The organism is Streptomyces sp. NBC_00669, from assembly GCF_036226785.1.
In the GTDB taxonomy this organism is placed as follows: domain Bacteria; phylum Actinomycetota; class Actinomycetes; order Streptomycetales; family Streptomycetaceae; genus Actinacidiphila.
This window is the reverse complement of the sequence record NZ_CP109018.1, coordinates 751,224-762,638: the sequence shown is the minus strand read 5'-3', so window position 1 is coordinate 762,638 and position 11,415 is coordinate 751,224. Positions and strand designations below refer to the sequence as shown.

Below are 11,415 nucleotides of genomic sequence, written 5' to 3'. Positions count from 1 at the left end.
GTGCCGGGCCAGGACAGGGCGGTGCGGACGGTGGCATCGCCACTGCTCCGAACCGACTGCCTCGGTCATCCCGCCCACCTTCGCCCGCCCGCCGCTGCGGGCCTCGCGTGCTGCTCGCGGCCGGGCGGAAGCGCCCTGACCCCGGCGTCAACGTAAGCAGCGCCGCCACGGGTGTCAACGCCAGGCCCGTCGCTATGCCCCGGTGTGCTCGGGTTTCGCGACGCGGGTTTCATCCCCCGTTCAAAAACCCGCCCGACGACCGGGCGGGCGTCCGCCGGTGCCGGAGGCCGGCGGCCACGACAACGTGACACTGCCGCCGGCCGGCAGCGCGTGCCAGCGTGCGGCGAAGTCGTCCAGGCGGACCAGGATGCGCTCGACGAGCCGGGACCGGCTGATACCCGGCTCGATCGAGGAGAACCAGTCAGGGAGATCCGCGCGATGGCCCGCCCGCAACTGCCACAACGGCTCGCACAGGGAGGCCAGTGTCTCGGACCGGGCCATGTCGGCGTGCTCGGCCCTGTCCGGCTGCCGCTTCGCTTCCCGGCGTGCCAGCCGCTTCCTGACGGCAGGGTCGGCTGCCCAGAAGATGTTGCTCCGCCCGGCCGCGATCCGGCCGAAGACCGCGCCGGACAGGCCCGCCTCGGCCTCGACCAGGAAGTGCACGGCGTCGTGCGGCAGGTAGTCGTCGTAGCCCGGCCCTTGCCGTGGTGCCAGCTCCGGGCCGCGTTCCCGAACGACGGTCATCTGGTACCGCCGCCCTGGCGCCTTGGTGAACGTCACGTCCATGGTCGGCACGGTACCCACCGTCGCGGGTGGATCGCACACGGTTATCCCGTGGGTGCCGGTTCGGGGGGCCAAGGCTGGGCGCCTCGCGGTCCCCGAAACGCCCTTCGCGGCCGGACGCCGCCCCGGCCCGCCTACAGCCGCAGGCCCTGGGCGAGCATGCGGAAGGGGGCCTCGTAGAGGGCGGGGAGGTCGGGGACACCGTCGCGTTCGACCCAGTAGCGGACGACCGCCGTGGACACCGCCATGATCGCGGCGGCCGCGGCGTGCACGTCGAGGTCGTCGGGGCCGCGGCCGGTGCGGGCCATGATCACCTCGGCCAGGCGGTCCTGGCTGCGCTGCAACTCGTCCCACGAACGGGCCCTGATCGCCGGGTCGTTGAAGCCGAGCCGGGTGCGCAGCAGCAGTTCGTCCAGGTCCGACTTGATGACCGGGCCGAAGGAGTCCGCGAGCGCGGCCAGCAGCGACTCCATGATCGGCTCGCCGGCCGGGCGGGCCAGCAGCGCGTTCGCGAGCACGGAGTCGTAGTCGTCGACGAGGACCACGTCCTCCTTGGTCGGGTAGTAGCGGAAGAACGTGCTCGGGGAGACCTCGGCCGCCTCGGCGATCTGGTCCACGGTGGTGGCCTCGTAACCCTGCTCGGCGAAGAGCCGGTACGCCTCCCGCCTGATCGCCTCCCGGGTGCGCTGCTTCTTGCGCTCCCGCAGGCTCGGTGCCGCCACGGCCGGAGTCTCCTCAGTGCTCATGCCACCGATTCTCCGGGTCCCGCGCTGCCGGAGGCCACCCCGTCCGCCGTGTCGGCCGAGGACCGGTCCTCCCGCACGGGCGCGGCCGGTGAACCGGGCGCCGGCGCGGACGAGGGGAGCAGCAGCAGCCCGAGTACGCCCGCCAGCGCCGCGCACACGCCGCAGGTCAGCATCACCAGGTCCATGCCGTGGACGAAGGCGGCGTGCGCGGAGGCGAGCAGGCCGGGGTCGTGCAGCCGGGCGGCGACCGCGTCGGCGCCGGTGACCGAGTCCCGCGCGGCATGGGCGGACGAGGCGTCCAGCCGGTGGACGGCGAGCCGGCCGAGGTAGCCGGCGCTGAGCACGCTGCCGAGCGCGGCCACCCCGAGCACCCCGCCGACCTGCTGGACGGTCTCCAGCAGGCTGGTGCCCTGACCCGAGCGCTCCGCGGGCAGCGAGCCCATCACCAGGCCGGTCGCGGGCACCATCGCACTGCCGAAGCCGAAGCCGATCAGCGTCAGCCACACGGCGGCGAAGCCGTAACCGTCGCCCGCCGCGGTGGTCGCGCCGAGCAGGGCCCCCGCGGCGAGCAGCAGCAGCCCGGCCGGGATCACCAGGCGCGGCCCGAACCTCTTCGCGATCGGCTCGCTGAGGGTCGCGGCGACCATCAGCCCGGCGATCAGCGGCAGGATGCGCAGGCCGGTGCCGAACGCGTCGTGCCCGAGCACGGATTGGAGGTACTGCGGCACCACGAACAGGATGCCCATCACCGCGAAGTTCACGAACACCGCGAGCAGGGTGCCCCAGCGGAACGCCCGGTCGGCGAAGAGGCCGAGGTCGACCAGGGGGTGCGCGGTGCGCCGCTGCCGTATCAGGAAGACGGCCAGCACCGCGGCGCCGCCGACGATCCCGGCGAGCACCTTCGGGCTGCCCCAGCCGTCGTCCGGCACCAGGATCGTGCCGTAGACCAGGGCGGTGATGCCGGCCACGCTCAGCACGGTGCCGGTGACGTCGAAGGGGCCGGGCGCCGCCGGGGCGCGGTCGTGGTCGCCGGGCAGCAGCCAGACCGCGGCGAGCAGCGCGATCACGGCGACCGGCACGTTGAAGACGAACACCGAGCCCCACCAGAAGTGGTTGAGCAACCAGCCGCCGACCAGCGGGCCGACCGGCATGCCGAGCGCGGTGGCCGCGGTCCAGGTGGCGATCGCCTTGGGCAGCTCCCGCCGGGAGAAGATCCGCGGCAGGATCGCCATCGACAGCGGCATGATCATCGCGGCGCCGGCGCCGAGCACGGTACGCACCGCGATCAGCTCGTCCGGCGACCCGGCCCTGGTGCCGGCGAGCGAGGCGAGGCCGAAGAGCGTGATACCGCCGACCAGCAGGCGCTTGTGCCCGTACCGGTCGCCGAGCAGCCCGACCGGCAGCATCACCACCGAGAGCGCCAGCAGGTAGCCGCCGCCGATCCACTGCAACTGGGCGCTGCTGGCGCCCAGTTCACCGGAGAGCGTGGGCAGCGCGACGTTGATGACGGTGCCGTCGAGTCCGATGATCAGCACGCTCAGCGTCAGTGCGGCGAGGGCCAGCCAGCGGCGTGGCGAGTCCGCGAGCGGATGCGGCGGCGGGGACGGGGGCTTGGACAGGGGTGTCGAAACGCGCTGGGCGCGCCGAGCGGGGTCGGCTGACGGGGAGGGCGGTGCGGTGTCCGCGGGCATCGGCATGAGCAGCCTCCTGGGAGTGGACCGTATAAAGACAGTACACTCTCAAAAAGCTGTGTCACATCAAATGAAAGTTGACTTTCACTATGTCGAGGATGGTGGCGGCGCGCCGCTCAGCTCGCCTTTCGTCCGGACGAGGCCGTCTTGCGTGCCGCGGTCTTCTTCGCGGCGCCGGACTTGGTTCCGCCCCGGGTCCCGCCGGCCTTGGCGGTGCTCGACTTGGCCGAGCCCGCCTTGGCCGCGGTCTTCTTCGCACCGGCCCGCTTGCCCGTCGCGGTCTTCTTCGCGCCGCCGGCGCGCCCACCGGACCGCCCGCCCGACGGTTGCGCCTGCTCCACGGACGCCCGCAGCGCCGCCATCAGGTCCACGACGTTCCCGCCGCCGGCCTCCTCGCTCACCGTCGGCGGCTCCGCGCCCTCCAGCTTCGCGGTCACCAGCGCCTCCACCGCCTGCGCGTACTCGTCGTGGTACGCGGTGAGGTCGGCCTCGCCCAGCGCCTCGATGAGGGTGTCGGCGAGCTTCAGCTCGGAGTCGCTGATCTTGACGCTGCCCTTCGGCGCCGCCTCGGCGGGGTTGTTCAACTCGTCGGGCCAGCGCAGGGTCTGGAGCAGCAGCACGTCGTCGCGCGGCCGGATCAGCGCCAGGTGCTCGGAGTTGCGCATCGCGAACTTGCCGACCGCGGCCTTCCCCGACCGCTCCAGCGCCTCGCGCATCAGGACGTACGGCTTGTTCGCGCCCGCCGAGGCCGGGGCGAGGAAGTACGGGGTGTCGAGCTGCATCGAGTCCACCGACGTCATGTCCACGAAGCCGCTGACCTCGATGGTCTTCGCGGTGGGCAGCGGCAGTGCCTGGAGGTCGGAGTCGGTGACCTGGACGAGCTGGTCGTCCGGGGTCTCGTAGGCGCGGCCGATGTCCGAGGCGGTCAGTACCTCCTCGTCCAGCTCGCAGGTCTTCTGGTAGCGGACCCGGCCCTGGTCGGCCAGGTGGATCTGCCGGAAGCTGATCTTGTGGCTGGAGACGGCGGAGCCGAGCTTCACCGGTATCGAAACCAGGCCGAAGGCGAGGTTCCCCGACCAGACGCTGCGCATAGCGTGTCCTTTTTGTCAGGCTATGGGACCTTTATGATATGCCGATCACCGAGGTCGAGGGCCGCCGGGTCAAGCTCAGCCACCTCGACCGCGTGCTCTGGCCGGAGACCGGCACCACCAAGGCGGAGCTGCTGGAGTACTACGCCACCGTCGCCGGCGTCCTGCTGCCGCACACCAGCGGCCGGCTGGCCAGCTTCGTCCGCACCCCCGACGGCGTGGACGGCCAGCGCTTCTTCCAGAAACGCCCGCCCGCCGGTACGCCCGAGTGGGTGAAGACCACCGAGCGGGTGCGCAGCAACGGCGAGCTGATGGACCAGGTCGAGGTGAACGACCTCGCCACCCTCGTCTGGGCCGGCAACCTCGCCTGCGTGGAGATCCACACCCCGCAGTGGCGCGCCGCCGACCCCGACACCGCCGACCGGCTGGTGCTCGACCTGGACCCGGGCCCGGACCGTACGGTCGTCGACTGCTGCCGGGTCGCGCTCGACCTGCGCGAGCGGCTCGGCGCCGACGGGATCGCGGCCTGGGCGAAGACCAGCGGCTCCAAGGGGCTGCACCTGCTGGCCGCGCTGCGCGGCGCCACCCCCGACCAGGCGCGCGCGTACGCCAGGACGATCGCCCGCGAGCTGGAGGCCGCGCACCCGGACCGCGTGGTGTCGCGGATGGCCAAGGCGGACCGCGCCGGCCGGGTCTTCATCGACTGGTCGCAGAACTCGGCGAGTAAGACCACCGCCGTCCCCTACACGGTGCGCGCCCGCGCCCGGCCCACCGTCTCCGCGCCGCTGACCTGGGACGAGGTCGCCGCCGCCGAGGAACCGGGCCAACTCGACTTCACCATCGGAGAGATGCCCGCCCGGCTGGCCGAGGTCGGCGATCCGCTCGCCGCGCTGCTCGAACCGGGCGGCGCGAGCGCGCTGCCGGGGTGAGCGTACGGGCGTGGCGGACGGGCCGCCGTCACGCTGCCGCGCGGGCCGCCCGTCGTAGCGCCTACTGCTGCCGTGCTGGCCGCCCGTCGTGCCGCCTACTGCTGCTGCGCGCCCGCCAGGTGCTCCGCGAGCTCCTTCTCGTCCTCGTCGCTGAGCGAGGTCTTCAGCAGGGTGCCACCGTAGGGGCGCATGGCATCGGCGAACTTGTCCTCGGTGATCTTGGCGGCCATCACCACCACCGCCGACGTGCCCGGCTTGAGCATCTCCTGCACCTGGTCGCGGAACTGGTCGTCGATCCCGGACTTGCCCAGCTTGCCGAGCAGTCCGCCCATCGCCGCGCCGGCCAGCAGGCCGAGCCCGGGCACCAGGAAGAGGATGCCGAAGACCATTCCCCACAGCGCGCCCGACGCCGCCGAGACCCCGACGATCTTGCTGGGGGTGTCGACGTGGGTCTTGCCCTCCGCGTCGACCGAGACGACGGCGAGCCCGTTGAGGTTCACCACGTAGTCCTGCTGGAGCTTCTGCACCCGTTCGTAGGCGTTCTCGGCGGTGCTGTGATCGTCGTAAGCGATCACGATGAGTTCGGACATCGGGGCCTCCTCGGTGGCGTGGGCGACGTGAGGAACCCTATGTCCGAAATGTCGGCACGGCCACGCGGTGCCGGACGGCGGGGCCTGGGCCGTGTTTTGGAAGTCCCTCCCCCCTGCCTTCGGCGGGGGAGGTGCCCCCATCCCGTGGCGCCTGATACGCACGCTCGCTTCGTTGTCGGGCTTGTCCGAGTAGGCCCACTACGAGGACAACCCTCCGCCTTGCGATCTGGGGGCACCTCCCACGCCGCAGGCTGTGGGGGAGCACCAGACGCCACGGGCCCCGCCCTTTGGGCGGACGGCGCTACTTCCAAAACACGGCCTAGGCGCAATACCGGTGATTTAGGTTATTTTCCGGCGGGTTGGGTTGGCTTTGGTCGGGCCGACCAGTTGGACGGTGGGGGTGTTGGGGCGGGGCGGGTGGTTGTGCTCGGCTCGTTTCAGTGCCCAGTTCGACATCTTGCGTTTGATGACGCGGGGGTTGGAGCGTGGCCGCCGTGCGGGTAGGGGCCGTTCGGTGATTTCACGCAGACTCTGTCTGAGTGTGTGGGTCAGGCGGGAGGGGGGAAAGTGCCGCCTGCCCGGTGACGTGGCGGCGGACGATGCGCAGGGTGCGGGTGAAGGAGATCCGGTCGGGGTCGTGTCCGGCGTGTATGGCGGCTTGATGCATGAGGTCCCGTAGGGCGTGGTGGACCAGCAGGAACGCGAAGATCTCCTGTTCGACCCCGCGGGGGTGCTGGGAGCGCAATACGATCCCGGGGCTGCCCTGATGGTTCTTGATCTCATCGAGTGTGTTCTCGATCTCCCAGCGCTGGGCGTAGAGGGCGGCGAGTTCGCCCGCCGGGGCGTCGGCGGGGTCGAGGATGGTGGTGATCAGCCGGTAGACGTCCCCGTCAGCCCCGCCCGGACCGAGCGTGTACTCGATCACTCGAACCTGTTCGGGGTCGGCTCGGCGGTGTTTGTCTCGGGTGGCGACGATCTGCGAGAGATAAGAGCCGTCCTCCAACGCGGCCAGGACCGGCAGCACGATGACGCTCCGCACCCGCCACAGCAGGTCAGCGCCTCCGGCCTTGGCCGCCCGCCACAGGTCCAAGCCGCAAAAACCCCGGTCGGCCAGTACGAGCATGTCCCCGGTCAAAGCAGGGAAGATCCGCCGGGCCAGGGCGGTCTCATGCACCGACAACGGGCCGGCCTCGGCCGCGAACACGGCATGGGTGCCGCACTCGGCCAAGGCCGCTACTCTCACCTGTGGATACGCGCTCCTGCCCTGCCCGCGGCTGCTGCCCGGACGCCCGAAGAACTCCGCGTTCGCGGCCGTGTCCGGCACGTCGAAGACGGTGCCGTCCACCGCGACCAGCCGCCACCGGCCATACCAGGCACCCGGGGTCCGCGGGACCGCCACCGGTCGGCAGACCCGGTCGAACAAGACCCGCAACGGCTCCGGCCCCAGCCGCAGACGCGCACGGCCGATCGCCCCGGTGGTCGGCACCCGCCAGGCCTTCACCCAACGGCCCTCACGCTCCAGCCCCTGCACCAACAACCGGGCCACCTCCTCGTAGCCCTGCCCGAAGAACAGGCACATCGCCAGGACGAAATACATCACCACCCGAGCCGGCAACAGCCGGTTCCGCTGCTCGACCCGACCACACTCGGCGACGACCTCGTCGATCAACTCGGGCGGGAAAGCCCGCGTGAGCACCCCCAACGCGATCCGATCCGAGAACCGCTCAACCCCCGACGACTTCACCTGTCCAGGCCTTGGCACACACCGACCAACGACCAGACACCACCAAAGTCACCAGTATTGGGCCTAGCCGCGCGGCTCCCCGTGCCAGCGCCACTTCTCCAGTCGTGGCCGGCCCGGCAGTTCGGCCCGGCCGGTCGACCACAGCAGGGCCGGCCACGGGGCGGCGTCCGTCGGGGCGTCGGGGAAGAGCCGGTGCAGCACCCGCCGGCAGAGGTGGTCCGGCGGCTGCCACGGCAGCCCGGACCCGGAGGTGACGTCATGGGTGTGCACCAGGGTCTCCACCACGCCCATCGCCCCGAACCCCTCGGGGTCGGAGACGCCGAAGACGTGGTGGGCGCGGAGCCGCGGCGAGCTGGTGCGCACCATCGCCACCAGCAGGGCGCCGCACGCCTCCAGCGCCTGGAGCAGCCCGTCCCGGCCCTCCTCGCGCGCCACGAAGATGGTGCTCGACGGCCCGTCCGGCCGCATCTGCCGCCAGGAGACGGGCACATGCGTGGTCACCGGCGGCACCGCCGGGCCGATCTGGAGCGCGTACGCGAACAGGTCGTCGGCCAGGTGCTCGGTGGTCTCCCAGCACGACCAGGTCAAGTCGCCGGCCGGACGGTCCCAGCCGTCCTCCGGCACGGACGAGAGCGCGCGCACCGACAGCTTCACGGCCAGTGCCACGTCGTCGGGGCCGACCGGCCCGGGGGAGTGGGGAGTCGGTGTGCCTGTCGTCGGTACCGCGGGTGAGGGGTCCACGTCCGGCACCGTATGCGGAGGACGGCACGGTGCCAAACCGTTTGCGCGGCAAGGTGGTCGGTCCGCGGTGCGACGCGCCCGGGTCGACCGTCGGCCAACCGGTCGGCCGGACGGCGGTCGTCCGGCTTCGCGCTCTCGCCGCCGGGCCTGCCGCCGTCCGTGCCTCATTCGCCGAGCAGCAGCGCGGCGACCGCCTCCGGGGCTTCGTGCATCGCGTCGTGTCCGGTGGGGAGTTCGTGGACCCGCCACTCGGGATCGGCTCGGAGCCGGGCGCGGAGCCCGGCGAACGGCGTCCGGTCCTCCCATCCCGAGCAGTAGACGAACTCCCGGCGGGGGACCCGGGCGAGCGCGCCCGTGAGCCGGATCGTCTGCAGGAACGAGGCGAGGGGATGGGGACGGCGGCGGGGGTCGCCGCCGTCCGGCGGTCGGACGGAGTAGCCGGTGGCCGCGGCGCCGGCCGCGAACACCTCCCGGAAGTGGTCGTTCGTCGACGACCAGCACGACTCGCCGTCGCGCGGTACGTAGGCGTCGAGGTGCACCAGTCGCTCGATCCGGCCGCCGGCGCGGTCGGCGGCGGCGGCGATCACCATCCCGGCGTAGCTGTGGCCGACCAGCGTCACGCCGGTGAGGTGGTGGCGATCGAGGTGCCGCAGGACGTCGCCGGCGTGCGTGTCGAGACCGGCGGTCGCGACCGCCGCGTCGTCGTCGTCCGGCCGCAGGCCGGTCAGGGTCAGCGCGTGAACGCTGTGACCGGCACGCTCCAGCAACGGCACCACCGCCTCGAACGACCAGGAACCCTTCCAAGCACCGGGTACGAGGACGAATGTCGCCATGTGAGTCTCCTTCTCTCCCAACTCGCGACATCGAGGCACGCTGCCTCGATGGCATGCGGCGCGGCCAGGCGCGCTGCGCGCCTGAGGACCACTCCGCATGCAGGAAGTGTCACGGGATCAGGAGATGGCTTGCCACCGCTAGGATGCCAACCGATGCCCGCTCGCCGCCAACCTCGCCCGATCGCCGGTGTGACGTCACATGTGTGGCCCTCCGGCGGGCGGCACCTGTGGCCCTCCGGCGGAACGAGCGCGTGGCAGTCACACGCACGAGGACACCTGGTGTACGCGGCCGGCGGGGTCCTGGCGGTGCGCACCGAGCGCGGCACGTCGATCGTTCCCGCCAACCGGGTCGCCTGGACCCCCGCCGGGTTCACGCACGACCACCGCGCGCACGGCCACACCGACATGCGGATCGTCTTCCTCACCCCGTCGCTCGCCCGGCTCGTCCCGGACCATCCCGCCGTGTTCCTGGCCTCCGGCCTCGCCCGCGAGGTCCTGCTCGCCCTGACCGGCCCCCGCAACTACGACGACGCGACCGGCTACAGCCGCTCCGCACGCTCGCGCCTGCTCCGCGTCCTCGTCGAGGAACTCCGCGAAGCCCCCGAACAGCCGCTGCACCTGCCCGAACCGCGGGACGACCGGCTGCGAGCCATCGCCCGGATACTGCACGAGACGCCCGCGGACAACGCCACGCTGGCCGAACTAGGGAAGGCGATCGGCGCCAGCACCCGCACCCTCAGCCGGCTCTTCCGCAACGAACTCGGTATGACCTTCTACGAGTGGCGCACCCAACTGCGCGTCCACCACGCGCTCGTGCTCCTCGCCGAGGGCCAGGACACCACCCGGACCGCCTACGCCTGCGGATGGGCCAACCCCAGCAGCTTCATCGAGGCGTTCACCCACATCATCGGCACGACCCCGGGCCGCTACCGGACCGGGCGCCAGAGCACCGACCCCACACCTCGACCCCCGACGGCGGTCACGTCCTCGGAGTGACCCGCACGCCCACCCGGGCACCTCCCCCTTCGTGCGAGTGCCGCCTAACTCCCGGCCGCCGCCGCGACGCAGAACTCGTTGCCCTCCGGGTCGGCCATCACCACGTGATGGCCCGCGAACTCCCGGAGGACGGTCCCGCCCGCGCGGACCAGGCGCGCGGACTCCGCCGTGATCCGCGCCCATCGCTCGTCGGGACCGCCGTGCCCGGGCACGCGGATGTCGAGGTGCAGCCGGTTCTTCGCCGTCTTGGGCTCGGGGACCTTGAGGATGCTCAGGCGGGGCCCGGCGCCGTCGGGATCGCAGAGCCACGCGGCGTCGTCCACGGAGTCGTCCGCCGGCAGGTCGAACTGCGCGAACCACTCCGCGCGCGTCCTGAACGGAGCCGGCGGCGGCTCGTCGACGTATCCGAGGGCCGTCTTCCAGAAGGCGGCGAGGAGTTGCGCGTCGGCGCAGTCGAGGGTCAGGTCGATGTCGGCAGCCATGCTGGGACCGTACCGCGGGGCTCTGACAAGCGCCTTCCGGCCAGGATCGCGAGCTCGGGGTGCCGATTCAGGTGCGAACTCGGCACGGACCGGTACGGACCCGGTACGGACCTGGTTGCGGATGGGGGAAGGCGACGAGGAGGCGGTGACTCCCGGCCGCGACAATCCGCTGACGTTGCACGCGGTGCCGCTGAGGTGAGGTGAGGCGGGCGGGGCGGGCGGACTACGACGCGGTGGCGTCCGCGCCGGTGAGCGGGGAGGGTTCGGCGGCCAGCCGGGCGAGTTCGTCGTCGGTGAGCAGGCGTGAGCGCAGCAGGAAGCGCACGCCCTCGGGGGCCTCCAGCGAGAAGCCGCTGCCACGGCCCTTGACCACGTCGACGGTGAGGTGGGTGTGGCGCCAGTAGGCGAACTGGCTCGCGCTCATCCAGAACGGCGTGTCGCCCGCCACCCTGCCGAGCAGCACGTCCGCGCCGCCCACCCGGAACTCGCCGCGCAGGTAGCACATCGGGGAGCTTCCGTCGCAGCAGCCGCCGGACTGGTGGAACATCAGCGGGCCGTGCCGATCGGCGAGCCGGCCGAGCAGTTCCTCGGCGGCGGGGGTCAACTCGACCCGGCGAACCGGCTCGGCCGGGTCCGCGGGGGAGGCCGGGGGAGTCATCGCGGCCCTCCGTTCCAGGCGGGGCGGCCGGCCGGCGGACGCGCGGTCCCTGGTCCGCACCCCGATCGCCGCTCCCACGGCGGTCCGTCCCGTTCCCTCGATGCTACTGCCGAACTCCCCGGCCGAACCCGCTC

12 protein-coding genes are annotated in these 11,415 nt (G+C 72.1%); 2 read left to right on the top strand and 10 right to left on the bottom strand.

Annotated features, from left to right (window positions below; all coding sequences use genetic code 11):
• Positions 1 to 240: 240 nt before the first annotated feature.
• The 4 genes from OG896_RS03090 to ku all read right to left on the bottom strand — a co-directional run bounded on the left by OG896_RS03090 (position 241) and on the right by ku (position 4,311).
• Positions 241 to 786, bottom strand: coding sequence for a hypothetical protein (locus OG896_RS03090; protein ID WP_329362148.1), 546 nt, complete (start codon positions 784 to 786; stop codon positions 241 to 243).
• Between the two features lie 131 nt (positions 787 to 917).
• The gene (locus tag OG896_RS03085) at positions 918 to 1,529 is read right to left on the bottom strand and encodes an acyl-CoA-like ligand-binding transcription factor (RefSeq protein WP_328472591.1); all 612 of its coding nucleotides are present in this window, start codon (positions 1,527 to 1,529) and stop codon (positions 918 to 920) included.
• Positions 1,526 to 3,226 carry a DHA2 family efflux MFS transporter permease subunit gene (locus OG896_RS03080; protein ID WP_329362146.1) on the bottom strand — a complete coding sequence of 567 codons (1,701 nt, stop codon included), beginning with the start codon at positions 3,224 to 3,226 and terminating at the stop codon, positions 1,526 to 1,528. Before OG896_RS03080 ends, OG896_RS03085 begins: the two co-directional genes overlap by 4 nt.
• Before the next feature lie 110 nt (positions 3,227 to 3,336).
• Positions 3,337 to 4,311 (bottom strand): non-homologous end joining protein Ku, encoded by a 975-nt coding sequence (gene ku, locus OG896_RS03075; RefSeq protein ID WP_329362144.1) that lies wholly within the window; start codon positions 4,309 to 4,311, stop codon positions 3,337 to 3,339.
• A gap of 38 nt (positions 4,312 to 4,349) precedes the next feature.
• Here ku and ligD point away from each other — a divergent pair, with 38 nt between their 5' ends.
• On the top strand, positions 4,350 to 5,237 hold the full coding sequence (ligD, locus tag OG896_RS03070) for a non-homologous end-joining DNA ligase (protein ID WP_329362142.1): 888 nt from the start codon (positions 4,350 to 4,352) through the stop codon (positions 5,235 to 5,237).
• A 95-nt stretch (positions 5,238 to 5,332) separates the two neighbouring features.
• Here the strand turns inward: ligD and OG896_RS03065 are convergent, their stop codons facing one another.
• The 4 genes from OG896_RS03065 to OG896_RS03050 form a co-directional block, all read right to left on the bottom strand.
• The gene (locus OG896_RS03065) at positions 5,333 to 5,827 is read right to left on the bottom strand and encodes a DUF1269 domain-containing protein (RefSeq protein ID WP_329362140.1); all 495 of its coding nucleotides are present in this window, start codon (positions 5,825 to 5,827) and stop codon (positions 5,333 to 5,335) included.
• Positions 5,828 to 6,347: 520 nt separating this feature from the next.
• Positions 6,348 to 7,589, bottom strand: coding sequence for an IS4 family transposase (locus OG896_RS03060; RefSeq protein ID WP_329362138.1), 1,242 nt, complete (start codon positions 7,587 to 7,589; stop codon positions 6,348 to 6,350).
• 45 nt (positions 7,590 to 7,634) lie between these two features.
• Complete coding sequence (locus OG896_RS03055) at positions 7,635 to 8,312, bottom strand: hypothetical protein (RefSeq protein WP_329362136.1); 678 nt, start codon at positions 8,310 to 8,312, stop codon at positions 7,635 to 7,637.
• 164 nt (positions 8,313 to 8,476) lie between these two features.
• The gene (locus OG896_RS03050) at positions 8,477 to 9,145 is read right to left on the bottom strand and encodes an alpha/beta fold hydrolase (RefSeq protein ID WP_329362133.1); all 669 of its coding nucleotides are present in this window, start codon (positions 9,143 to 9,145) and stop codon (positions 8,477 to 8,479) included.
• A gap of 279 nt (positions 9,146 to 9,424) precedes the next feature.
• Here OG896_RS03050 and OG896_RS03045 point away from each other — a divergent pair, with 279 nt between their 5' ends.
• Entirely contained in the window at positions 9,425 to 10,141 is a 717-nt protein-coding gene (locus OG896_RS03045) for a helix-turn-helix domain-containing protein (RefSeq protein ID WP_329362131.1), read from the top strand.
• A gap of 44 nt (positions 10,142 to 10,185) precedes the next feature.
• Here the strand turns inward: OG896_RS03045 and OG896_RS03040 are convergent, their stop codons facing one another.
• Together OG896_RS03040 and OG896_RS03035 are read right to left on the bottom strand one after the other, a co-directional pair.
• Positions 10,186 to 10,623, bottom strand: a complete 438-nt coding sequence (locus OG896_RS03040) for a VOC family protein (RefSeq protein ID WP_329362130.1) — start codon at positions 10,621 to 10,623, stop codon at positions 10,186 to 10,188.
• Between the two features lie 223 nt (positions 10,624 to 10,846).
• Positions 10,847 to 11,281 carry a DUF779 domain-containing protein gene (locus tag OG896_RS03035; protein WP_329362128.1) on the bottom strand — a complete coding sequence of 145 codons (435 nt, stop codon included), beginning with the start codon at positions 11,279 to 11,281 and terminating at the stop codon, positions 10,847 to 10,849.
• Between the last annotated feature and the right edge of the window lie 134 nt (positions 11,282 to 11,415).